Annotated in this window: 24 protein-coding genes; 9 read left to right on the forward strand and 15 right to left on the reverse strand. The window is 64.2% G+C overall.

The annotated features are described in order from the left end of the window. Nucleotides 1–17: 17 nt before the first annotated feature. From QX070_RS02565 to urtA, 11 genes are all read right to left on the reverse strand, one after another. Nucleotides 18–317, reverse strand: a complete 300-nt coding sequence (locus QX070_RS02565) for a putative quinol monooxygenase (protein ID WP_315734580.1) — start codon at nucleotides 315–317, stop codon at nucleotides 18–20. A 47-nt stretch (nucleotides 318–364) separates the two neighbouring features. Then, on the reverse strand, nucleotides 365–2,080 hold the full coding sequence (gene ureC, locus QX070_RS02570; protein WP_315734582.1) for an urease subunit alpha: 1,716 nt from the start codon (nucleotides 2,078–2,080) through the stop codon (nucleotides 365–367). Nucleotides 2,081–2,134: 54 nt separating this feature from the next. Then, complete coding sequence (locus QX070_RS02575) at nucleotides 2,135–2,674, reverse strand: HD domain-containing protein (RefSeq protein WP_315734584.1); 540 nt, start codon at nucleotides 2,672–2,674, stop codon at nucleotides 2,135–2,137. A 3-nt stretch (nucleotides 2,675–2,677) separates the two neighbouring features. Further along, nucleotides 2,678–2,983: an urease subunit beta gene (locus tag QX070_RS02580; protein WP_315734586.1), complete on the reverse strand. Its 306-nt coding sequence runs from the start codon at nucleotides 2,981–2,983 to the stop codon at nucleotides 2,678–2,680. A 131-nt stretch (nucleotides 2,984–3,114) separates the two neighbouring features. Next, nucleotides 3,115–3,417, reverse strand: a complete 303-nt coding sequence (locus tag QX070_RS02585) for an urease subunit gamma (RefSeq protein ID WP_315734589.1) — start codon at nucleotides 3,415–3,417, stop codon at nucleotides 3,115–3,117. A 48-nt stretch (nucleotides 3,418–3,465) separates the two neighbouring features. Next, nucleotides 3,466–4,302, reverse strand: a complete 837-nt coding sequence (locus QX070_RS02590) for an urease accessory protein UreD (RefSeq protein WP_315734591.1) — start codon at nucleotides 4,300–4,302, stop codon at nucleotides 3,466–3,468. A 60-nt stretch (nucleotides 4,303–4,362) separates the two neighbouring features. Continuing rightward, nucleotides 4,363–5,058 carry an urea ABC transporter ATP-binding subunit UrtE gene (urtE, locus tag QX070_RS02595; RefSeq protein ID WP_315734594.1) on the reverse strand — a complete coding sequence of 232 codons (696 nt, stop codon included), beginning with the start codon at nucleotides 5,056–5,058 and terminating at the stop codon, nucleotides 4,363–4,365. A gap of 118 nt (nucleotides 5,059–5,176) precedes the next feature. Then, nucleotides 5,177–5,938, reverse strand: coding sequence for an urea ABC transporter ATP-binding protein UrtD (gene urtD / locus QX070_RS02600; protein ID WP_315734596.1), 762 nt, complete (start codon nucleotides 5,936–5,938; stop codon nucleotides 5,177–5,179). 4 nt (nucleotides 5,939–5,942) lie between these two features. After that, nucleotides 5,943–7,106, reverse strand: coding sequence for an urea ABC transporter permease subunit UrtC (urtC, locus tag QX070_RS02605; protein ID WP_315734598.1), 1,164 nt, complete (start codon nucleotides 7,104–7,106; stop codon nucleotides 5,943–5,945). Next, nucleotides 7,103–8,665, reverse strand: a complete 1,563-nt coding sequence (gene urtB / locus QX070_RS02610; protein WP_409998892.1) for an urea ABC transporter permease subunit UrtB — start codon at nucleotides 8,663–8,665, stop codon at nucleotides 7,103–7,105. The genes urtC and urtB overlap by 4 nt, the downstream gene beginning before the upstream one ends. A 132-nt stretch (nucleotides 8,666–8,797) precedes the next feature. Beyond that, on the reverse strand, nucleotides 8,798–10,120 hold the full coding sequence (urtA, locus tag QX070_RS02615; RefSeq protein WP_315734602.1) for an urea ABC transporter substrate-binding protein: 1,323 nt from the start codon (nucleotides 10,118–10,120) through the stop codon (nucleotides 8,798–8,800). Between the two features lie 509 nt (nucleotides 10,121–10,629). On the opposite strand from urtA, the gene QX070_RS02620 reads away from it, so the two are divergent. From QX070_RS02620 to QX070_RS02630, 3 genes are all read left to right on the forward strand, one after another. Then, nucleotides 10,630–12,039: a DEAD/DEAH box helicase gene (locus tag QX070_RS02620; RefSeq protein WP_315734604.1), complete on the forward strand. Its 1,410-nt coding sequence runs from the start codon at nucleotides 10,630–10,632 to the stop codon at nucleotides 12,037–12,039. A 24-nt stretch (nucleotides 12,040–12,063) separates the two neighbouring features. Continuing rightward, nucleotides 12,064–12,354: a translation initiation factor IF-1 gene (gene infA, locus QX070_RS02625; RefSeq protein ID WP_315734606.1), complete on the forward strand. Its 291-nt coding sequence runs from the start codon at nucleotides 12,064–12,066 to the stop codon at nucleotides 12,352–12,354. A 301-nt stretch (nucleotides 12,355–12,655) separates the two neighbouring features. Beyond that, nucleotides 12,656–12,868, forward strand: coding sequence for a cold-shock protein (locus tag QX070_RS02630; protein WP_006612155.1), 213 nt, complete (start codon nucleotides 12,656–12,658; stop codon nucleotides 12,866–12,868). A gap of 204 nt (nucleotides 12,869–13,072) precedes the next feature. Here QX070_RS02630 and QX070_RS02635 read toward each other — a convergent pair whose 3' ends face one another. The 4 genes from QX070_RS02635 to QX070_RS02650 form a co-directional block, all read right to left on the reverse strand. Next, complete coding sequence (locus QX070_RS02635; RefSeq protein ID WP_315734609.1) at nucleotides 13,073–13,633, reverse strand: TadE/TadG family type IV pilus assembly protein; 561 nt, start codon at nucleotides 13,631–13,633, stop codon at nucleotides 13,073–13,075. Between the two features lie 83 nt (nucleotides 13,634–13,716). Continuing rightward, the gene (locus QX070_RS02640) at nucleotides 13,717–14,262 is read right to left on the reverse strand and encodes a TadE/TadG family type IV pilus assembly protein (RefSeq protein ID WP_315734610.1); all 546 of its coding nucleotides are present in this window, start codon (nucleotides 14,260–14,262) and stop codon (nucleotides 13,717–13,719) included. A gap of 324 nt (nucleotides 14,263–14,586) precedes the next feature. Then, nucleotides 14,587–15,087: a pilus assembly protein N-terminal domain-containing protein gene (locus tag QX070_RS02645; protein WP_315734613.1), complete on the reverse strand. Its 501-nt coding sequence runs from the start codon at nucleotides 15,085–15,087 to the stop codon at nucleotides 14,587–14,589. A 135-nt stretch (nucleotides 15,088–15,222) separates the two neighbouring features. Then, complete coding sequence (locus QX070_RS02650; protein WP_315734615.1) at nucleotides 15,223–16,050, reverse strand: sterol desaturase family protein; 828 nt, start codon at nucleotides 16,048–16,050, stop codon at nucleotides 15,223–15,225. Nucleotides 16,051–16,502: 452 nt separating this feature from the next. On the opposite strand from QX070_RS02650, the gene QX070_RS02655 reads away from it, so the two are divergent. The 6 genes from QX070_RS02655 to QX070_RS02680 all read left to right on the forward strand — a co-directional run bounded on the left by QX070_RS02655 (nucleotide 16,503) and on the right by QX070_RS02680 (nucleotide 21,966). After that, nucleotides 16,503–16,667 carry a Flp family type IVb pilin gene (locus tag QX070_RS02655; RefSeq protein ID WP_231317342.1) on the forward strand — a complete coding sequence of 55 codons (165 nt, stop codon included), beginning with the start codon at nucleotides 16,503–16,505 and terminating at the stop codon, nucleotides 16,665–16,667. Nucleotides 16,668–16,993: 326 nt separating this feature from the next. Further along, on the forward strand, nucleotides 16,994–17,518 hold the full coding sequence (locus QX070_RS02660) for a prepilin peptidase (protein WP_315734617.1): 525 nt from the start codon (nucleotides 16,994–16,996) through the stop codon (nucleotides 17,516–17,518). Between the two features lie 126 nt (nucleotides 17,519–17,644). After that, nucleotides 17,645–18,445 (forward strand): Flp pilus assembly protein CpaB, encoded by an 801-nt coding sequence (gene cpaB, locus QX070_RS02665; RefSeq protein WP_315734619.1) that lies wholly within the window; start codon nucleotides 17,645–17,647, stop codon nucleotides 18,443–18,445. A gap of 17 nt (nucleotides 18,446–18,462) precedes the next feature. Beyond that, nucleotides 18,463–19,938, forward strand: coding sequence for a type II and III secretion system protein family protein (locus QX070_RS02670; RefSeq protein WP_315735683.1), 1,476 nt, complete (start codon nucleotides 18,463–18,465; stop codon nucleotides 19,936–19,938). Nucleotides 19,939–19,960: 22 nt separating this feature from the next. Further along, a complete protein-coding gene (locus QX070_RS02675; protein ID WP_315734622.1) occupies nucleotides 19,961–20,701 on the forward strand; it encodes a CpaD family pilus assembly protein in 741 nt (246 codons plus the stop codon). Continuing rightward, a complete protein-coding gene (locus QX070_RS02680) occupies nucleotides 20,698–21,966 on the forward strand; it encodes a CpaE family protein (RefSeq protein WP_315734624.1) in 1,269 nt (422 codons plus the stop codon). The genes QX070_RS02675 and QX070_RS02680 overlap by 4 nt, the downstream gene beginning before the upstream one ends. Nucleotides 21,967–21,976: the final 10 nt, after the last annotated feature.

Here is a 21,976-nt window from a genome sequence, read left to right on the forward strand (position 1 = left end):
TCATTCTCTTTTTCCGCTCAGCGGACATCGACCTTCTCAGGCGTGATGATCTCGATCTTCGGCGGGGCCGACATGCATTTGACCGCGACGCGCCCGAACGTCTTCATGTGCTCGGTCGCGCGGTGCGGCACCAAGGCCTCGGCGTTCTCCCACTGCTCGACGAACACCATCTTGCTCGGATCGGTGACGCTCTCATGCAAATCATAGGCGATATTGCCGGGTTCTTTGCGGGTCCCCGCAATGCAGGCGGTCGCAGCGGCGATGAATTCCGCACGGGTTTCGGGCTTGATGGTCAAGGTGGCAACGACATAGATCACGAACACGTCCTCCCGGTACTTTTCTGGTTCTGGTACCGGGCGGAAGCTTAGTACATGAAGTAGCGCTGCGCCATGGGCAGCACCTCGGCCGGCTCGCAGGTCAGGAGCTCGCCGTCGGCGCGCACCTCATAGGTCTCCGGATCGACCTCGATGTTGGGTGTCGCGTCATTGTGGATCATGCTCTTCTTCGAGATCCTGCCGCGGGTGTTCTGCACCGCGTAGAGCTTCTTCGAAAGGCCGAGCTTGCGGGCGAGCCCGCCGGTGATGGCCGCCTTCGAGGTGAAGATCACGGACGATGCCGTCAGCGACTTGCCGAAGGCGCCGAACATCGGCTGGTAGTGCACCGGCTGCGGCGTCGGGATCGAGGCGTTGGGATCGCCCATCGGCGCCGCGACGATGGTGCCGCCCTTGATGACACAGTCCGGCTTGACGCCGAAGAAGGCGGGCGACCACAGCACGAGGTCGGCGAGCTTGCCCTTTTCGACCGACCCGATCAGCTTCGACACGCCATGCGCGATCGCCGGGTTGATCGTGTATTTGGCGATGTAGCGCTTGACGCGGAAATTGTCGTTGTCCTTGCCCTTGTCCTGCGGCAGCGCGCCGCGCTGCTTCTTCATCTTGTCGGCGGTCTGCCACGTCCGGATGATGACCTCGCCGAGCCGGCCCATCGCCTGCGAATCCGATGACATCATCGAGAGCGCGCCGAGATCGTGCAGGATGTCTTCCGCCGCGATCGTCTCCTTGCGGATGCGGCTCTCGGCAAAAGCGAGGTCCTCCGCGATCGACGGATCGAGATGGTGGCAGACCATCAGCATGTCCAAATGCTCGTCGATGGTGTTGCGCGTGAACGGCCGCGTCGGATTGGTCGACGACGGCAGCACGTTCTTCAGGGCGGCAACCTTGATGATATCGGGCGCATGACCGCCGCCCGCGCCTTCGGTGTGGAAGGCGTGGATGGTGCGGCCCTTGAAGGCCTTGATGGTGTCCTCGACGAAGCCGGATTCGTTGAGCGTGTCCGAATGCAGCATCACCTGGACGTCGTAGTCGTCGGCGACCGAGAGACAATTGTCGATCGCCGCCGGCGTCGTGCCCCAGTCCTCGTGCAGCTTCAGCGCACAGGCGCCGGCCTTGACCATCTCGACCAGCGCGGCCGGGCGCGACGCATTGCCCTTGCCGGAGATGCCGAGATTCACCGGAAAGGCATCGAACGACTGCATCATCCGCCCGATGTGCCACGGGCCGGGCGTGCAGGTGGTCGCGAAGGTCCCGTGCGACGGGCCGGTGCCGCCGCCGAGCAGCGAGGTGACGCCAGACATCAGCGCGTGCTCGATCTGCTGCGGGCAGATGAAGTGGATGTGGCTGTCGAAGCCGCCGGCGGTGAGGATCTTGCCCTCGCCTGCGATCACGTCGGTGCCCGGGCCGATCACGATGGTCACGCCGGGCTGGATGTCCGGATTGCCGGCCTTGCCGATCGCAGAGATCATGCCTTCCTTGATCGCGACGTCGGCCTTCACGACACCCCAGTGATCCACGATCAGCGCATTGGTGATGACCGTGTCGGCGGCGCCCTGCTTGTTGGTCGCCTGCGACTGGCCCATGCCGTCGCGGATCACCTTGCCGCCGCCGAACTTCACCTCCTCGCCGTAGGTGGTGAAGTCCTTCTCGACCTCGATGATCAGGTCCGTGTCGGCGAGCCGGACCTTGTCGCCGGTGGTCGGGCCGAACATGTCGGCATAGACGGAACGCTTGATCTTGACGGACATCGATGGCCCCCACTCAGCTCTGCTTGTCTTGATTTCGAGACGCTGGCGAACCGCTCACAGCGTCCCCCGCGCGTTGGCAACCGTCTCGTCGAACAGCGCATCGAGCCGCGCGTTCACGCCGCGGCAGCCGGCGACGACCTGCTCGGCCCAGCCGAGATACTCCAGCAGCTCCAGCTGCTGCTCGAGGTCCGGCTCGAAGAAGATGCGCGCGCGGATATTGCTGATCTTGTCGGCGATCTTGATCTGCTTGGCACCAGCCGATTTGCCGGGAGCCGCGATGACCTGGACCGCGCGCCGCTCGCTCTTCGGCAGGGTCATGTCGTCGGTGACCTCCTCCACCAGCCCGGCGACGCGCGGGCCGAAGCGCTGCGTCAGCTCGTCGTGGGTGGTGTCGGTGTCCTCGATGGTGTCGTGCAGCCAGCCGGCCGCGACGAGCTCGGCGTCCTCGCCGTAGCAGACCGCCGACAGGATGTTTGCGACCTCGGCGAGATGATTGATGTAAGGCTCCTCGTCGCGGCCCTTGCGCTGCTGGCCGGCGTGACGGCGCGCCGCCAGTTCGGCGGCTTCGGAGACGAGGCGTAATCCGGTCAGCATCGTCTACAGCTTGCCCATGACGTCGCCGCGGAAGCCGTAGACGGTGCGCTTGCCGGCGAGCGCGACCAGGTGCACGTCGCGGGTCTGGCCTGGCTCGAAACGCACGGCCGTGCCGGCCGCTATGTCGAGGCGCATGCCGCGCGCTTTTTTCCGGTCGAATTTCAGCGCCGGATTGGTCTCGAAGAAGTGGTAGTGCGAGCCGACCTGGATCGGCCGGTCGCCGGTGTTGGCAACCGAAAGGGTCACGGTCTTGCGGCCGGCATTGAGCTCGATGTCGCCGTCCTGAATGAAGAGTTCGCCGGGGATCATGATTTACCTCGCAGGTTTCCACTGCGTCATGGCCGGGCTTGTCCCGGCCATCCACGTTTTTCCATTCAGATCGAACAGCGTGGATGCCCGGGTCAAGCCCGGGCATGACGACCGAAAGAGTTGGGCTCGCTTCACCGGATCGGCTCGTGCACCGTGACGAGCTTGGTGCCGTCCGGAAACGTCGCCTCGACCTGGATGTCATGGATCATCTCGGGGATGCCGAGCATCACCTGGTCGCGGGTCAGGACCTGGGCGCCGGCCTGCATCAAATCGGCCACGGTGCGGCCGTCGCGCGCGCCTTCCAGGATGAAATCGGAGATGATCGCGACCGCCTCGGGATGGTTCAGCTTGACGCCGCGCTCGAGTCTGCGGCGGGCCACGATGGCCGCCATCGAGATCAAGAGCTTGTCCTTTTCGCGGGGAGACAGGTTCATGCGGACTCTCTGGTGATCGTCTTCTGGTAATCGTCGGTTTGTAAACGTCTAGTTGAGCCACAGCCGCGGCAGCGGTTTATTCGAAGCACAGCCGAGCACCGCCATCATGTCGGCGCGCAGACTCGCGGCATCTTGGGCACAGAGGCGCGCCATTGCAAATCCATTCCAGGCCGACAGCCCGGCCTCTCCCCGGAAGGCCAGCAGGCTCTCCCTGATGCGCTCGACCAGCGCGGCGTCCCCGGGCACGATCAGCGCGGTCCCGATCGCCGCGGCGCCCTTGGCGATGGCGGGCTGCGCAAGCTTTGCGCCGATGTCGCCGTCGAGGCGGATCGTTTCGGCGAACACGAGCTTACCGCCGCGCCGCACCCGCCAGCGATCGACGAACTCGCCCTCCCGCATCGTCTCCCCCATGGCTGTGCGCCCGAACACGACGATCTCGCAGAGCAGGAGGGAGGCGGTATCGGCAAGGTCGATGTCGATCCGGCGATGGATACGGGCGCGGTCGAACAGGATGGTCTCCTGCGGCAGCCAGGAGATGTGCGCGTTCGCCGCGGCCGTCAGCGCAATGTCGAGGTCCGCCGGCTTTCCGGCCGCGCGGTAGACCTTTTCCGCTGCGGCGCTCGAGAGCGTCACGCGGCTGCCTTCGCCGGCCGCGACCTCGATTGCGAAACGATCGCCGCCGGCGATGCCACCGGCGGTGTTGACGAACATCGCCGAGAGGCCGTCGTCCTCGGGCGAGGGAAAGCGCACCCGCAGCGAGCCGGATTCATGCAGATGATGACGCCGCGTCATGCCGTCCTGCAGCCGCACGTCGAAGCGCACCGCGCCGCGGGCGCGGTTGGCCTCGAAGATGTCGGCGGCGGCGTTGGCGGGATCGGCCCGCATCGATCCCCTCCCCCTGGGACCAGACGCGGGGCGAGTCCGCGTCGAGAAGCTACGTGATGATCAGAGCGCCATCTGGCGGCTGATCTCGGCTGGATCGAGGTTGGCGCGGGTGCAGGTAAATTTTACCGCGCCGCGATCCATGACCGCGAAGTTGTCGCCGAGTTCGCAGGCAAAGTCGAGATACTGCTCGACCAGCACGATCGCGATGTTGCCGAGATTGCGCAGATACGAAATCGCCCGGCCGATGTCCTTGATGATCGAGGGCTGGATGCCCTCGGTCGGCTCGTCCAGCAGCAGGACCTTTGGCCTCATCACCATGGCGCGGCCGATCGCGAGCTGCTGCTGCTGGCCGCCGGAGAGATCGCCGCCGCGCCGACCGAGCATCGATTCGAGCACCGGAAACAGCGAGAACACGTCATCGGGGATGCTGCGGTCGGCGCGCTTCAGGGGGCCGAAGCCGGTCTTGAGGTTCTCCTCGACCGTCAGCAGCGGGAAGATCTCGCGGCCCTGCGGCACGAAGCCGATGCCCTTGCGCGCCCGCTCATAGGGCTTGAGATGGGTGATGTCGGCGCCGTCGAAGGTGATGGTGCCGGAGGCCAGCGGATACTGCCCGACCAGCGCCCGAAGCAGCGAGGTCTTGCCGACGCCGTTGCGGCCGAGCACGCAGGTGACCTTGCCGGGCTCCGCCGCGATCGAGACGCCGCGCAGCGCCTGGGCGGCGCCGTAATAGAGGTTAATGTTGTCGACGGTGAGCATCAGCGACCTCCGGCCGCTGATGGGCGAATGGCGAATGGCGAATGGCGAATAGATTGAATTCTCTGCGTCATCGTCCCTTGCCCTATTCGCTACTCGTCATTCGCTATTCGCCGGCCGACTAACGGCCCAGATAGACCTCGATCACCCGCTCGTTCGACGACACCTGATCGATGGTGCCCTCGGCCAGCACCGTGCCCTCGTGCAGGCAGGTGACCTTGACGCCGAGCTCGCGAACGAAGGTCATGTCGTGCTCGACGACCATGACGGTATGATCCTTGTTGATTTCCTTGAGCAGCTCGGCGGTCTGATGCGTCTCGACGTCCGTCATGCCGGCCACCGGCTCGTCGACCAGCAGGAGCTTCGGGTCCTGCGCCAAGAGCATGCCGATCTCCAGCCACTGCTTCTGGCCATGCGACAGGCTGCCGGCGAGCTTGCGCCTGAGGTCCTTGAGCCGCACGGTTTCGAGCACCTTGTCGATCTGCTCGGCTTCGCTTCTCGATCCGCGCCAGAACAGCGTGCCCTTGACGCTGTGGTCGACGTTGAGGGCGAGCAGCAAATTGTGCTCGACCGACTGGCTCTCGAACACCGTCGGCTTCTGGAACTTGCGGCCGATCCCGAGCTCGGCGATGCGGGTCTCGTCGAGGCGGGTGAGATCCGTCTTGCCGTCGAACAGCACCGTGCCCTCGTCGGGCTTGGTCTTGCCGGTGATGATGTCCATCATCGTGGTCTTGCCGGCGCCGTTCGGGCCGATGATGGCGCGCATCTCGCCGGGCTCGAGCGTCAGCGAGAGATTGTTGATGGCGTGGAAGCCGTCGAAGGAGACGTGCACGCCGTCGAGATAGAGCAGCGACGACGTCGCGCGGGTATCCATCACGTTCATGCGCTCACTCCGCCATCTTGGGTTCGGTGACGCCGTCCTCGCGGGCGGCGCTCTCGGCGTTGGGCGTCTTGGTGCTGAGTTGATCCCACCACGTATTGAACGTGCCGATGATGCCCTTGGGCAGCAGCAGGGTGACGAGCACGAACAATGCGCCGAGCATGAACAGCCAGTACGGTGCCAGCACGCCCGAGGTGAAGAACGTCTTGGCGTAGTTCACGACGACGGCGCCGAGCGCAGCGCCGACCAGCGTGCCGCGGCCGCCGACTGCGACCCAGATCACGGCCTCGATCGAGTTGCCCGGAGCGAACTCGCTCGGATTAATGATGCCCACCTGCGGGACATACAGCGCACCGGCGACGCCGGCCATGCATGCGGACAGCGTGAACACGAACAGCTTGTAGGACTCGACGCGATAGCCGAGGAAGCGCGTCCGCGACTCGGCGTCGCGGATCGCGATCAGCACCTTGCCGAGTTTCGACGACACGACGGCCCGGCAGATCAGGAACGCGAGAATGAGCGCGAGACAGCTCAGTGCGAACACCGCGGCGCGGGTGCCTTCCGCCTGGACGTTGAAGCCGAGGATGTCCTTGAAGTCGGTCAGGCCGTTGTTGCCGCCGAAGCCGAAATCATTGCGGAAGAAGGCGAGCAGCAGCGCGTAGGTCATCGCCTGGGTGATGATCGACAGATACACGCCGGTGACGCGCGAGCGGAAGGCGAGCCAGCCGAAGCAGAAGGCGAGCAGGCCGGGCACCACGAGCACCATCAAAGCTGCGAACCAGAACATGTCGAAGCCGTGCCAGTACCAGGGCAGCTTGGAATAATTCAGGAACACCATGAAGTCCGGCAGGATCGGATTGCCATAGACGCCCCGGGTGCCGATCTGGCGCATCAGATACATGCCCATCGCGTAGCCCCCGAGCGCGAAGAACGCGCCGTGACCGAGCGAGAGGATGCCGCAATAGCCCCAGATCAGGTCGATGGAGAGCGCCAGGATCGCGTAGCAGACATATTTGCCCCACAGCGCGACCAGATAGGTCGGCACCTGCAGCGCCGAGCCGGCCGGCAGCAGCAGGTTGGACAGCGGGATCAGGATGCCGCAGGCGGCAACGATCAGCACGAAGATGGTCGCGGCGCGGTCCAGCGACCTCGTCAGCATATGCGGCATCATGCTTCCACCGCCCGGCCCTTGAGCGCGAACAGGCCGCGCGGGCGCTTCTGAATGAACAGGATGATCAGGACCAGGATCGCGATCTTGCCGAGCACGGCGCCTGCCACCGGCTCCAGGAACTTGTTGGCGATGCCGAGCGTGAAGGCGCCGACCAGGGTGCCCCAGAGATTGCCGACCCCGCCGAACACCACGACCATGAAGGAATCGATGATGTAGCTCTGGCCGAGGTTGGGGCTGACATTGTCGATCTGCGACAGCGCCACGCCGGCGATGCCGGCGATGCCCGACCCCAGCCCGAAGGTCAGCGCATCGACGCGCGAGGTGGCGATGCCCATCGACGCCGCCATGCGCCGGTTCTGCGTCACGGCGCGCATTTCCAGACCGAGCGCGGTGTAGCGCAGCATCGCGAGCAGGATCGCGAACACGGCCATCGTGAAGCAGAGGATCCAGAGCCGGTTATAGGTGATGGTGATCTGGCCGAGCTCGAACGCACCGCTCATCCAGGAGGGATTGCCGACCTCGCGGTTGGTCGGGCCAAACGCGGAGCGCACCGCCTGCTGCAGGATGAGCGAGAGGCCCCAGGTCGCGAGCAGCGTCTCGAGCGGCCGCCCGTAGAGGAAGCGGATGATGGTGCGCTCGATCAGCACGCCGATGGCTCCGGCCACCAGGAAGGCGAGCGGCGCGGCAATCAAGAGCGAGTAGTCGAACAGCGCCGGATAGCTGGTGCGGATGACCTCCTGGACCACGAAGGTGGTGTAGGCGCCGAGCATCACCATCTCGCCATGGGCCATGTTGATGACGCCCATGACGCCGAAGGTGATGGCAAGCCCGATGGCGGCCAGCAGCAGCACCGAGCCGAGCGACAGGCCGTACCAGGCATTCTGCACGCCGGACCAGATCGCGAGCGAGCTCTGGATCGAAGCGATGGCACCTGCCGCGGCCTTGGCGACGCTTGCGGGCTGATCGCCACTGCTGATCTCGGTGAGCAGCGCCAGCGCCTCCTGGTCGCCGCGCGCCTTCACGGTGGCTACCGCTTCGAGCTTGTCGACCTCGCTGGCATCGGACTTGAACAGGAGAATTGCGGCGCGGGCTTCGGCGAGCGCCTGCTTGACCGAACGATTGGCTTCCTTGGCGAGCGCCGTTTCCACCGTCGGCAGCGTCGCCTCGTCATGCGATTTGAACACCGACTTGGCGGCCGACAGGCGCGTGTTCACGTCCGGCGACAGCAGGGTCAGGCCGCCCAACGCGGCGTCGACGCTGCGGCGCAGGCGGTTGTTGAGGCTGACCGCCGCGGCGTTGTCGGGCAGCCTGTCGACGGCGGCGCCGGTGGCGGCATCGATGATCTTGCCGTCGGTCTGCTTGACATAGACCTTCTTGGTGTCGGCATCGAACATCAGCCGCTCATCCTGCAGCGCGCTGATGATCGGATAGGCCAGCGGATTGCCCGACACGGCGATCTCGCCCACCGCATCATCGGTGTCGGAGAAATCGTCATTGGCGAACTTGGCGACGGACTCTTCGAAGCTGGCCGCGAATGCAGGCGCGGCCACGGCAATCAGGACAATAGAAAGAAGAATGCGACGAAGAATCGCGCGAACAATTGCAGGCACTGGACAACCCCGGCAGGAGGAAGTGAGAAGGCGGCGCTATCCACCGCCTTCTCCAGTCGTGACTTGGACGTCAGATCGATCTCAACTGCCCGAGCCCAGGCACTTGTTGGTCTTGACGTTGAAGTTGCCGCACTTCTTGCCGACCCAGTCGCCGATCAGGTCCTTGGAGCCCTCGAGCTCCTTCGACCAGGCGTCGCCCGGGACGAGATCCTTGGTCTTGTAGACGACGCTGAACTGGCCATCGCCCTTGATCTCGCCGATGAACACCGGCTTGGTGATGTGGTGGTTCGGCAGCATCTTCGACACGCCGCCGGTCAGGTTCGGGGCCTCGGTGCCAGGGAGGGCGTCGATGACCTTGTCCGCATCTGTCGACTTCACCTTCTCGACCGCCTTCACCCACATGTTGAAGCCGATGACGTGCGCTTCCATCGGGTCGTTGGTCACGCGCTTCGGGTTCTTGGTATAGGCCTGCCAATCCTTGATGAACTTCTCGTTGGCCGGGGTCTTGATCGACTCGAAGTAGTTCCAGGCGGCGAGATGGCCGATCAGCGGCTTGGTGTCGATGCCGGCGAGCTCTTCCTCACCCACCGAGAACGCGACGACCGGGATGTCCTTGGCCTTGATGCCCTGGTTGCCGAGCTCCTTGTAGAACGGAACGTTGGCGTCGCCGTTGATGGTCGAGACCACCGCGGTCTTCTTGCCGGCCGAACCGAACTTCTTGATGTCGGCCACGATCGTCTGCCAGTCGGAGTGACCGAACGGCGTGTAGTTGATCATGATGTCGTCCTGAGCCACGCCCTTCGACTTCAGGTAGGCTTCCAGGATCTTGTTGGTGGTGCGCGGATAGACGTAGTCGGTGCCGGCCAGCACCCAACGCTTCACCTTCTCTTCCTTCATCAGGTAGTCGACCGCCGGGATCGCCTGCTGGTTCGGCGCCGCACCGGTGTAGAACACGTTGCGCTCGCTCTCCTCGCCCTCGTACTGGACCGGGTAGAACAGGATGCTGTTGAGTTCCTTGAACACCGGCAGCACCGACTTGCGCGACACCGAGGTCCAGCAGCCGAACACGACCGCGACCTTGTTCTTGGTGATCAGCTCGCGCGCCTTCTCGGCGAACAGCGGCCAGTTCGACGCGGGATCGACGACGACGGCCTCGAGCTTCTTGCCGAGCACGCCGCCCTTCTTGTTCTGTTCGTCGATCAGAAACAGGATCGTATCCTTCAGCGTGGTTTCGCTGATGGCCATGGTGCCGGACAGAGAATGCAGAACACCAATCTTGATGGTGTCGTCGGCAGCCATGGCCGGGCCGAAGCCGGCGACGCCGAGCGCCAGGCCGGCAGCAGCAGCCAGCCAGCGACGGCGGCTGAATGGCGCCGTTAATTCCTGAGTGAGTCGAGTAAGCATGAGGTAATATCTCCCTGACGCAGACGTGCTTCACAGCCAAGGCGGCCGGCGGTCTGCGGCGGAAGAATCGCAAGAAGCATGCCATGCCGTTCACATCTCGTAAGCCATTGATCCCAATCTGGAACTTGGGCCAATCGCGACGGAAGGTCGCAATCTCGTGCCGCCGGTTTAGGCAGGCACGGTGATCATTCGGCTGGCATCGAGCACACGATTTATGCACTTTGTTTTGAATGGCTAAAATTAAAGCAGCAGAGTACCGGCTCAATCGCCGATCCGTTGCGCACCGGCCTTGAAAGTGCCGCCAGTCTGTTCCATATATCTGATAGATCGAGGCGAATCGGCCGGATCTTTGCAAGCCGCGTGTTCTTTAGCTCGTTCAGAGCTTCTGGCTTCGCATTCTCACCCATCCAATCTCGACGCTCCAAACACGCGGGTGTCTCTTCAACCACCCACCCGCGTCCGGCTGGCTGCCGACACGGGCCTCATCCTCTTATGGAAAGCCCAATCTTTTGACATCCTTTCAGGATTTTAACCTCGCCGACGCGCTGACGCGCGCGCTGAAGGAAGAGAACTACACCACCCCCACCCCGATCCAGGCACAGACCATCCCGCTCGCCCTCGAAGGCCGCGACGTGATCGGCATCGCCCAGACGGGAACCGGCAAGACCGCCTCGTTCGCCCTGCCGATCCTGCACCGCCTGCTGCAGAACCGGATCAAGCCGCAGCCGAAGACGGCGCGCGTGCTCGTTCTGAGCCCGACCCGCGAACTGTCCGGCCAGATCCTCGACAGCTTCAACACCTATGGCCGCCACATCCGCCTGACCTCGGCGCTCGCGATCGGCGGCGTGCCGATGGGACGCCAGGTCCGCGCGCTCATGCCGGGCCTCGAGGTGCTGGTCGCCACGCCTGGCCGGCTGCTCGACCTCGTCCAGGGCAACGCCGTGAAGCTGAACCAGGTCGAGTTCCTGGTGCTCGACGAAGCCGACCGCATGCTCGACATGGGCTTCATCAACGACATCCGGAAGATCGTCGCCAAGCTGCCGATCAAGCGGCAGACGCTGTTCTTCTCGGCCACCATGCCGAAGGACATCGCCGAGCTCGCGGACGCCATGCTGCGCGACCCCGCGCGGGTCGCGGTGACCCCCGTTTCCTCGACGGTCGAGCGCATTGCCCAGCGCGTGATCCACGTCGACCACTCGGCCAAGCCGAACCTTCTGGCTCAGTTGCTCAAGCAGGAGCCGGTCAACCGCGCGCTGGTGTTCACCCGTACCAAGCACGGTGCCGACAAGGTCGTGAAGAGCCTGGAAAAGGCCGGCATCCCCGCCCAGGCGATTCACGGCAACAAGTCACAGAACCACCGCGAGCGCACCCTCGCAGCGTTCCGCACCGGCGAGATCCGAACCCTGGTCGCAACCGACATCGCGGCCCGCGGCATCGACGTCGACGGCGTCAGCCATGTCGTGAATTTCGACCTGCCCAACGTGCCGGAGACCTACGTCCACCGCATCGGCCGCACGGCACGCGCCGGCGCTGAAGGCATCGCGATTTCGCTCGTCGCCGGAGCGGACGAGCTGTCCTACCTTCGCGACATCGAGCGGCTGATCAAGATCTCGCTGCCGCGCGACGATCGCCGCACGCCGGGCCTCCGCGAGGCCGCGGCACCGGCCAAACCGCCTCAGCGTGGCGGCCGTCCTGGCATGCAGAATGCGCGGACCAACGAGGGTGGCACCGCCGCAAAAGGCCCTCGCCGTCGCCGTCGTTCCAATGCTAAGATGGCGCCTCTGCCAGGCAATCGTCAGGAGCCCCAGCGGCCGTCGCAAGGCGGCGGCAAGGCCGGGTCGATTCAAGGCGTTGCTTTCCTGCATCGCGAGGGCAGACCCAAAAACCACGCTCACAACCGCAACCAACGGCCAAACTAGACGTCTATCGATCTGGAGAGAGACATGGCTAAGGAAGAGCTGATCCAGTTCGAAGGGCTGGTCACCGAAATCCTTCCCGACGCGCGCTACCGGGTACAACTCGATGCGGGGCACGAAATCGTCGCCTACACCGCCGGCAAGATGAAAAAGAATCGCATCAAGACGCTCGCGGGAGACCGCGTGACCGTCGAGATGTCGCCCTATGATCTGGAAAAGGGCCGGCTGATCTTCCGCCACAAGGACGAGCGCCCCAGCTCGACCGGCGGACCTCCGCGTGGCGCAGCGCAGCGCGGCGGCCAGTTCCGGCGGCGCTAGAGCCTTGGGCGGAGCAATGGTTCCGCCCAACCCAGCGAATTGATCAACTCTTGCGCAATCAGCGACAATTCAGCGCGTCGGCCTCGAGCCGGCGCGTCAAAAAATCATGCGCCCTCGCGCAGCTCAGGATTGTTTTGCGCGGGCATTTCCAATAGTATATCCCGCAATCGATTTTCGGCCGGACGAGATTAGCTATTACCGGTACAGCCGGTTCAGACGCTGACGACCCTTCCAAAAATTCGATCTAACCAGCCCAGGAATCTGGGTTACGCATTTGATATCTGAGAAGGGAACTACCCCCGTGAGCATGGGAACCGTGAAGTGGTTTAACGCAACCAAGGGCTATGGCTTCATTCAGCCGGATGACGGCGGCAACGACGTGTTCGTGCACATCAGCGCCGTCGAGCGCGCTGGTCTCGGCACGCTGCGCGAAGGCCAGAAGATCTCCTACGAGATCGTGGCGGACCGCCGTTCGGGCAAGTCGTCGGCCGATAATCTCCGCGCCGCCAATTGAGCGACGCCAGGGTAATCGCCTGCGCGATTGCCCGCCTGGACAACGAAAGGCCGCCTTGCGCGGCCTTTTTTATTGCCTGCTTTTCGCTGCCTGAATGCCCATCGCCGCGCTCCGCTCGCCCGAAAGACCGCATGTCGCGCCGGTTCGCAGGCGCGTGCGACCGCAGCCCCGGCGCGGGCGGGCTCCGTTGCGGCAGCCCTCACCTCAGCAGTAGGTCGCCGGGCTATACATCACACAGGTCGACTGCCGCGGGCGGGTATAGGCGACGTCGCTGAGATTGACGCCCGTCTTGCCCATGACGTAGCCGATCGTCGGAACGTACTGGTAGTTCACCTCGCTGAAGATCAGATAGGTGCCGGACACCAGCAATTCAGCCGGCACGCCGACCGTCATGCCGACGGTTCGCGGTGTCGACCCCTTGCTCCACTTCACCGTCGCCTGCTTGGTGGTGGGATCGACATAGAGCTCGGTGATCGTCGCATTCACCGGCGTGGTGGAATAGGGGTACATGATGCCGGTCGAGGCGGCGAAGAAGTTCGACATGTCGCTATCGCCGACCGTGGTCGATTGCGATGTCAGATCCGACAGGGTTCGCGCCATCAAGGTGACCTTGCGGTCGACGGCGATCGCCGAGCAGAATTCGACCGTGCCGAAGAACATCACCAGCATCAGCGGCACGATGAATGCGAATTCGGTGGCCGCGACACCGCGTCGATCGGCGACAAAGGCGTCGATGCGACGCCACAGGTGCAGGCTCGAAGACATACCCGGCATTCTTCCCAACGGCATGATGAATTCCTGGTGTCCCTCTGAAGGAGCTCGCGAGAGCCTTGTCGTGAGAGCCGTGTTTATGAATACGGCTCGTTCTTGAATGCGGCCGTGCCCACCAGCAGCCGCTTGCTGCCGCTCAGGTTGGCGATGTTGTAGCCGAGCCCCGTCACGAAGATCGGCCATTGATAGAACAGCCTGACGACGACGATGTCTCCGGCGGCACCCGGGCTGTAGGTCATGTTGTTGACGAAGTTGCCGCTGTTGTCGATCTGGTTGCTGATCGAGACGCTCCCGAACGAGGAGTAGCTCTTCACGTCGATATAGATCTTGTTGCAGTCGAACAGCGCGGGAACCTGGGTGCAGACGTAGCTCGCGAACTGCGCCTGCGTATAGGCGCCCTGTTGCGCCTGTCCGGTCAGGATCATGCGCGCCGAGTCCTGCGTGATCGTCTCGAGCACCTGCCCGGCAAAGAACATCAGCGCCGTTTCGATGATCGCGAACAGCAGCGCGAAGAAGACCGGCGCGACCAGCGCGAATTCGAGCGCGGCCGACGCCCGCCGGTTGCGTCGGAAGCGGCGCAGCATCCGGCGCATCGAAGCGGTCGAGGAGACGGGGGCTTGCATGGGTTCATCCGGACTGGAAAGGCACATCAATCTGAGCGAAAGGAATAGCGGAAACTCCTTGGGAAAGGGTTTCCCACGATGCGGACAGTATGGCCTGCCGCATCAACGTCCCGCTAACCGTGCTTGGGGGTTCGCACGCAGCCAGCCCTTCGAGACAGCGCGTCACCGCCCGATCCGATCATCGAAACCAAACGAGAAACCAAACGAATCGGGCGACCCAGCCGCAGCACCAGCGGCAAGGCTCGCCGCATCGTCGGCGCGGACACGCGTGGAGAGGCGGTCAGGCGCTGCCATCGACCCGGGCAGGCGTGGCAAGGCCAGCGCTCAGTTGGTCTTCGAGGCCGCCGCCGCGTTACCGCTCGCCGTGCTGGACATCGTTCCAGCCTGGTCGAGCACCGATTTGAAGTAGTTGTCGCCGTCGCCCAAGGTCACCCGGCGCTGGCAGATCGGCATGCAGCTATAGGTCTCACGGTCGACGCCGCGATACACCGTCACGAGCTGGTCGGTGGGCCCGGCGACCTGGATCTGGCGATCGATCAGCACCTGTCCGCCACGATCCATCGCAATGAAGTTGGTGGCGCCATAGCTCTTGCCGGTGACGACGATGATGCCGCCGCTCTGCAAGGTCACATCGGCGATCATCGGATTGCCGACGACGAGGGTCGCGACCCGGTCGGGCAGCTTGACCAGCTTGGCCTGGTCGACATTCACGGCGATGGCGGGATCAGGCTCCGCCAAGGCGGCAGCCGGCCACAGCAGCACCGCGGCGACAGCTGCCCGCAATGCGAAGGAAACACTAGGACGACGCGATACACAGAACGACATACTCAAACCCCGGGACATTGACGAGCCGTCTCAAGCGATACGCAGCGGTGACGGCGCCCGACGCGGCAAATCTGCGCTCAATTGGTGAATGATCTGCAAACGTCGCCATTTGGTCTGGGGCGGTTGCAAAACCCCTCATCGCCGGAACGGAAACGCGAGCTGGCCGCCGAACTCACCGGGCATCGTCGCCTCGTCCTTGCCGTAGGCCATGGGCAACTGCCCCGCCGGCATCCGGAACGTGCCGAACAGGATGTCCCAGATCGGGAACGTGCCGGCGAAGTTGGTATTGCCGCCCTGCTCCATCGACGTGTGGTGCCAGCGGTGGAAGATGGGCGTGGCGAGGACATATTTCAGCGGGCCCAGCGTCCAGTTGAGATTGGCGTGCACGAAGGCCGAATGGAACGTGGTGAATGGTCCGACCCAGATCATGACATTGGGCGAGATGCCGGCCATCAAGAGGATGACGTCGACCGCGATCGTGCCGAGGATCAAGTTGATCGGATGGAAGCGGGCAGCCGAAATCCACTCCAGATCCTCCGACGAGTGGTGAACCGCGTGGTATTTCCAGAACTCGCCGCCATGGAACAGACGATGCGTCCAGTACAGCATGAAGTCGGAGAGCACGAGGAAGAGCATCCCCTGCAGCCATTCGGGAAGCTGCGCCAGCGGGCCGTGCCCGTTCTCATAGAAGGCGATCAACTCGTCGGCGTCGCGGATCTTGAAGAGAACGCTGGCGCCGAGCACGAGAAAGCCGATGCGGAGCACCCGGGCGAACACCGGCACGAAGAACCAGTAGACCACGTCGGTGACGAGCTCGCGCTTCTGCCACCACGGCTTGCCGGGATTGCAGGCCCAGAAGTGACTGAGCACCGAGAACACCACCGCCAGCACCAAGGTGATCGGCAACACCTTCTCGATGGTCTGGCCGAGCATCAGCGCGACTTCCCATGGCAGACCGGACATCACATTCCTCATCTCATGAACTGTTCCGAGGGGTACTCCTTGGCGCTTAAGGAGCCGTGAACCTCGGCGCCGGCAAAACCGCTCTGCCTATCGGCCCAGCGCGATCGACATCGAGCCACATGCTCCGCCAGCCAGGTCGACACGGCCATATGCATATAGTGCGGAATGCGGAGCAGGCCCCGCGATGGACCGGTCGGGCATGATCGCCGAAACCCTGCGCTCATCTTTTCAACGAGACCGACCGCGGCGCGACCATGCATCATTTCGAATGATCGCGCCGCGCTTCATCCTATGTTTACTCTGCACAATAACAGCCATTTGTCGCCGTGTTTCGGCGACCGAATTAACTACGCCGAAATTCCTGCCCCCTAGGGTGGCCGCATGGTCACGGTGCTGAGAACGCCGCAACGACCAGAGTTTGTTCGACCAGCCACGTGTACATGGAGTTACCTATGAAGAATCTTCTTGCTCGCTTCGTGAAGGATGAATCCGGCGCGACCGCGATCGAATACGGTCTGATCGCCGCCGGCATCTCGCTCGCGATCATTGCCGCGGTGAACGGTCTCGGCTCCAGCCTGAGCTCCAAGTTCGGCGCGATCAACACCTCGCTGAAGTAAGCGGTCGTCACGGCCGAGCAAAGAAGGCCCCGGACATCCGGGGCCTTTATCATTTCCACATTCAGCTTCGCGGCGTTCAGTGATGCGTAACCACGTTTTGTCCGCAGCCGCGTCCCGGCCCCCGCCCAGGGCGGCCGACGTCGCCTTGCGTTGGATCTGCGGCGGCCTCGGCCTGTCCATCCTCGCTCTCGCGGCCCGCATCGTCAGCGTCTGGTGAGATCGACAGCCAACCGGCCATTCCGGCTGTTTCCCGATCGTTTATTTCTTGCAGCTAGACTCTGGCGCAGCGGCGCACCCACGCGCCGCGTCGATGCCATTGAGAGCCCATGACCCTCGATCTCGCGCGCCTTCTGCTGTTTCCGGCCCTGATGGCCTTTGCCGCGGCGAGCGATTTGTTCACGATGACCATTTCGAACCGGGTCTCCCTTGCGCTCGTCGCCGGCTTTCTGGTTCTGGCGCCGCTGAGCGGCATGAGCATGGCTGACATGCTGATGCACCTCGGCGCCGGCGCGACCCTGCTGGTGATTGCTTTCACCTGCTTTGCATTCGGCTGGATCGGCGGCGGTGACGCCAAGGTCGCATCCGCCGCCGCGCTGTGGTTCGGCTTCGCCCACCTGATGAACTACCTGTTGTACGCCTCGATCTTCGGCGGCGTGCTCACTCTCGCCCTCATGCAGTTCCGGCAATGGCCGTTGCCCTACATGCTGGCGGGGCAACCCTGGCTTGCACGCCTGCACGCCAAGGAGAGCGGCGTGCCCTATGGCATCGCGCTCGCCCTGGGCGCTCTGATGGTCTATCCGGAGACCGATTGGGTGAAGGCGATCGACGCTGCGCGTCTTGCATTGCTCTGAAAGCACCGTGTCAACGCGGTGTTAAGGCGATTTAGATACGCCTCATTAACCATGCTTTGACGAATAACTGCTCAACTCCCATCACGGCGGCGGAAACGTCGCGGCGTCATGTGGAAAGTGAAGCGTATGAATACCGCACGCATTGTGGTTCTGACCATCGCTGTAGGCGCTGGCGGCGTGGCCGCATATCTCGCGAGCGGGTCCGACGACCGGCCGGCTCAAGTTGCCGCGCCCGCGCCGCAGATGCCCACCGTCGACGTTCTCGTCGCCAAGGGCGACATCGCCCTCGGCCAATCGCTCAAGCCCGAAGATCTGCAGTGGCAGAGCTGGCCGGCGGCCACGGCCAGCTCCAGCTTCATCCGGCGCAGCGAGCGGCCCGAAGGACAGACGCAGATAACGGGCACGATCGCGCGGGCTCCGTTCATTGCCGGCGAGCCCATCCGCGAACAGAAGCTCGTCAAGGCCGACGGCTCGGGCTTCATGGCCGCGATCCTGCCGGCCGGCATGCGCGCCGTTTCCACCGAGATTTCTCCGGAGACCGGCGCCGGCGGCTTCATCCTGCCGAACGACCGCGTCGACGTGATCCTGTCCAAGCGCGAGCGCAATCCGGATCAGCCCAACGCGGGCGACGTCGTCAGCTCCGATATCATCCTGTCGAACATCCGCGTGCTGGCGATCGATCAGGCTCCGAAGGAAAAAGACGGCCAGACCACGGTGGTCGGCAAGACCGTCACGCTGGAGCTGAAGCCGGAACAGGCCGAGACGCTCGCGCGTGCCCGTCAAACCGGAACGCTGTCCCTGGCGCTCCGCAGCATCGCCGACGTCAACGTGGCCGAGCACCGCACGGACGAGACCAGCCGCAAGCGCAGCGACAGCGTTGCCGTCGTCCGCTTCGGCATTCCCAGCACGATGACGACGCAGAAGTGAGCAAGAGGACCACCAAGATGACCTGCAGCGAAAATCAGCGGAAGATGCGGACCCTGTTGGTCCGCGCGCTGTCGTTTTCGGCCGCCGCTGCGCTGACCCTCAATCCGGCGATCGCGCCGGTGATCGCGGCAGACTACCGCCCGGCGACCGCAGCCGCCGCGGACGGCCAGATCAATGCACGCTTCCTTGCGCTCGGCATCGGCAAGTCCGTCGTCATCGATCTGCCGCGCGACATCAAGGACGTTCTCGTCGCCGATCCGAAGATCGCGAATGCCGTCGTGCGCTCCGCCCAGCGCGCTTACATCATCGGTGCGGCGATCGGCCAGACCAATATCGTCTTCTTCGACGCGCAGGGCCAGCAGATCGCGGCCTACGACATCGCGGTCAAGCGCGACCTGAACGGCGCGCGGGCGGCGCTGAAGCAGTTGCTGCCGAATGCCGATATCCAGATCGAAGGCCTCGCCGACAGCATCGTGCTGACCGGCTCGGCGTCGAGCCAGATCGAAGCCCAGCAGGCCGGCGAACTCGCCGCCCGGCTCGCCGGCGGCGCCGACAAGGTCGTCAACTCGATCACCGTGCGCGGCCGCGACCAGGTCATGCTGAAGGTGACGGTCGCCGAGGTGCAGCGCTCGATCGTCAAGCAGCTCGGCATCGATCTCTCCGGCCAGCTCAACTATGGAACGGCCGTCGTCAAATTCGCCAACTCCAATCCGTTCACGGCCTATGGCAGCAATCTGGTCTCGAACAATGCCGTGAGCGCAGCGTTCGGAGCGGCCCCGACGGTGCAGGCGACGCTGCGCGCGATGGAGAACGCGGGCGTGATCCGTACCCTCGCGGAACCCAATCTGACCGCCATCTCGGGCGAGTCCGCGACCTTCATCGCCGGCGGCGAGTTTCCGGTTCCTGCCGGCTACTCCTGCGATCCGACGACCCATGTCTGTACGACGCAGATCAGCTTCAAGAAGTTCGGCATCTCGCTCAACTTCACGCCCGTCGTGCTCAGCGAGGGCCGGATCTCGATGCGGGTGATGACCGAGGTCTCGGAGCTCTCAAACGAGAACTCGATCACGCTGTCGCAAGCCGTCAGCTCGACGACGGTCAACTCGTTGACGGTTCCTTCGATCAAGACCCGGCGCGCCGAGACCACGCTGGAAATTCCCTCCGGCGGCGCCATGGCGATGGCCGGCCTGATCCAGCAGCAGACCAAGCAGGCGATCAGCGGCATGCCGGGCCTGATGCAGCTGCCGGTCCTCGGCGCGCTGTTCCGCAGCCGCGACTACGTCAACAACCAGACCGAATTGATGGTTCTGGTGACGCCGTTCGTCGTCCGCGCCGTGGCACAGAAGGATCTCTCCCGCCCAGACGACGGCTTCGCGGCCGCGTCCGACCCCCAGGCCGATCTCCTGGGCAGCATCAACCGCATCTACGGCGTACCCGGCCGGGCCGAACCCGGACGCAACTATCGCGGCACCTATGGCTTCATCACGGACTGAGCCGGGACAAGGACCTGCAACGATGACCATCACATCCAGCCCCGCTCGATACCGCCGCCTGCCCCTTGCCGCAGCGCTCGCCGGAGCCGCAGCCCTGCTCGGCGCCTGCAACTACACCAGAGACGCTGCCACCACGGCGAGCATCCCGGACGACTACCGGCTGCGCCACCCGATTGCGATCCAGGAGGCCCCGGACTCCCTGGTGGTCTTCGTCGGCCAGGGCCGTGGCGGCCTGACCGCCGAGCAGCGCGCCGACGTGATGGGACTGGCCCAGGGCTGGATTCGCCAAGGCACGGGCGCGATCAGCGCCGACGTGCCGAGCGGCACCCCCAATGCACGGGCGGCCGCCGACTCGATGCGGGAGATCCACTCCCTGCTTGCCGCCGCCGGCGTTCCGCCGCACGGCATCACCGTACGCAATTATCAGCCGAAGGACCCGCGCCAGATGGCCGCGATCCGGCTGAGCTATCCTAAAATGTCGGCCACGGTCGGGCCCTGCGGCGTCTGGCCGGACGACCTCGGGCCGTCGATCAAGAACAAGAACTGGTTCGACAACAAGCCTGACTGGAACTACGGCTGCGCCTACCAGCGCAACATGGCGGCAATGGTCGCAAACCCGTCTGATCTCGTGCAGCCGCGATCCGAAACGCCGTCCTATACCACCCGGCGCACGGCGTTGTTCGACAAATATCGCAAGGGACAATCAACCGCGATCACGTATCCAGAGGCCGACAAGGCCAAACTCAGCGACACAGGCAAATGATCAGCTACGCCCGACAGACCCAAGAGGAGCAGCCTGACGTCGTGCCGCCGCCGGCCGACGATCACATCGCGCCCGCGCCGCGCGTGTCCGTGCAGGCGTTCTGTGAGACGGTGGAAACCGCCGCGACGGTTCAGGCCGCCGGTGAGGACCGGCGCCTCGGCAAGGCGCATCTGAAGGTTCAGATGGGCGGCATGGCGGCGGCGATCGAGGCCTACCGGTCGGCACCGACCCCGAACGTCATCATCCTGGAGACGGATGCGCGCACCGACATCCTGGCAGGCCTGGATCAGCTCGCCACGGTTTGCGACCCGGGCACGCGCGTCGTCGTGATCGGCCGCGTCAACGACGTCACGCTGTATCGCGAGCTGGTGCGGCGCGGCGTCAGCGACTATGTGCTGTCGCCGGTGACGCCGATCGACGTCGTCCGCTCGATCTGCAACCTGTTCTCGGCGCCAGAGGCCAAGGCCGTCGGGCGCATCATTGCCGTCGTCGGCGCCAAGGGTGGCGTCGGAGCTTCGACCCTCGCCCATAACATCGCCTGGGCGATCGCGCGCAACCTGTCGATGGATTCCGTCGTGGCCGACCTTGATTTGGCGTTCGGCACCGCCGGCCTCGACTACAACCAGGATCCCGCGCAGGGCATCGCGGACGCGGTGTTCTCGCCGGACCGGATCGACATCGCCTTCATGGACCGGCTGTTGTCGAAATGCACCGATCATCTGAGCCTGCTGGCCGCGCCCGCGACGCTCGACCGGGTCTACGATTTCGGCGCCGAGGCATTCGATGCGGTCTTCGACACGCTGCGGGCCTCGATGCCCTGCATCGTGCTCGACGTTCCGCATCAATGGGCAGGCTGGACCAAGCGGGCGCTGATCTCCGCGGACGACATCCTGATCGTGGCGGCGCCGGATCTCGCCTCGCTGCGCAACACCAAGAACATGTTCGATCTCCTCAAGGCCGCTCGGCCGAACGATCGCATGCCGCTCTACTGCCTGAACCAGGTCGGCGTTCCCAAGCGGCCCGAGATCAATGCGAGCGAGTTCGCCAAGGCGATCGAAAGCCCGCCGATCGCCACGATCCCGTTCGAGCCGCAGATCTTCGGCGCCGCCGCCAACAACGGCCAGATGATTGCGGAAATGTCTCCCAGTCATCGGACGACGGAGATGTTTCTCCAGATTGCGCAGCGGCTCACCGGCCGCAGCGAGACCAAGAAGCCGAAAGGCTCCTTCCTGTCGCCTCTGCTGGACAAGCTGAGGGCGAAGTAGGCACGCGTGG

This window comes from Bradyrhizobium sp. SZCCHNR1093, from assembly GCF_032381175.1.
Lineage (GTDB): Bacteria > Pseudomonadota > Alphaproteobacteria > Rhizobiales > Xanthobacteraceae > Bradyrhizobium.

Coding starts and splice junctions, on each gene's coding strand:
- QX070_RS02675 (WP_315734622.1), top strand. CDS start 19,961: ATGACCATCACATCCAGCCCCGCTCGATACCGCCGCCTGCCCCTTGCC.
- QX070_RS02645 (WP_315734613.1), bottom strand. CDS start 15,087: ATGTCGTTCTGTGTATCGCGTCGTCCTAGTGTTTCCTTCGCATTGCGG.
- QX070_RS02660 (WP_315734617.1), top strand. CDS start 16,994: ATGACCCTCGATCTCGCGCGCCTTCTGCTGTTTCCGGCCCTGATGGCC.
- QX070_RS02635 (WP_315734609.1), bottom strand. CDS start 13,633: ATGTCTTCGAGCCTGCACCTGTGGCGTCGCATCGACGCCTTTGTCGCC.
- QX070_RS02585 (WP_315734589.1), bottom strand. CDS start 3,417: ATGAACCTGTCTCCCCGCGAAAAGGACAAGCTCTTGATCTCGATGGCG.
- QX070_RS02680 (WP_315734624.1), top strand. CDS start 20,698: ATGATCAGCTACGCCCGACAGACCCAAGAGGAGCAGCCTGACGTCGTG.
- QX070_RS02650 (WP_315734615.1), bottom strand. CDS start 16,050: ATGTCCGGTCTGCCATGGGAAGTCGCGCTGATGCTCGGCCAGACCATC.
- infA (WP_315734606.1), top strand. CDS start 12,064: ATGGCTAAGGAAGAGCTGATCCAGTTCGAAGGGCTGGTCACCGAAATC.
- QX070_RS02590 (WP_315734591.1), bottom strand. CDS start 4,302: ATGCGGGCCGATCCCGCCAACGCCGCCGCCGACATCTTCGAGGCCAAC.
- urtE (WP_315734594.1), bottom strand. CDS start 5,058: ATGCTCACCGTCGACAACATTAACCTCTATTACGGCGCCGCCCAGGCG.
- urtA (WP_315734602.1), bottom strand. CDS start 10,120: ATGCTTACTCGACTCACTCAGGAATTAACGGCGCCATTCAGCCGCCGT.
- QX070_RS02580 (WP_315734586.1), bottom strand. CDS start 2,983: ATGATCCCCGGCGAACTCTTCATTCAGGACGGCGACATCGAGCTCAAT.
- QX070_RS02655 (WP_231317342.1), top strand. CDS start 16,503: ATGAAGAATCTTCTTGCTCGCTTCGTGAAGGATGAATCCGGCGCGACC.
- QX070_RS02575 (WP_315734584.1), bottom strand. CDS start 2,674: ATGCTGACCGGATTACGCCTCGTCTCCGAAGCCGCCGAACTGGCGGCG.
- urtD (WP_315734596.1), bottom strand. CDS start 5,938: ATGAACGTGATGGATACCCGCGCGACGTCGTCGCTGCTCTATCTCGAC.
- ureC (WP_315734582.1), bottom strand. CDS start 2,080: ATGTCCGTCAAGATCAAGCGTTCCGTCTATGCCGACATGTTCGGCCCG.
- QX070_RS02640 (WP_315734610.1), bottom strand. CDS start 14,262: ATGCAAGCCCCCGTCTCCTCGACCGCTTCGATGCGCCGGATGCTGCGC.
- QX070_RS02670 (WP_315735683.1), top strand. CDS start 18,463: ATGACCTGCAGCGAAAATCAGCGGAAGATGCGGACCCTGTTGGTCCGC.
- cpaB (WP_315734619.1), top strand. CDS start 17,645: ATGAATACCGCACGCATTGTGGTTCTGACCATCGCTGTAGGCGCTGGC.
- urtC (WP_315734598.1), bottom strand. CDS start 7,106: ATGATGCCGCATATGCTGACGAGGTCGCTGGACCGCGCCGCGACCATC.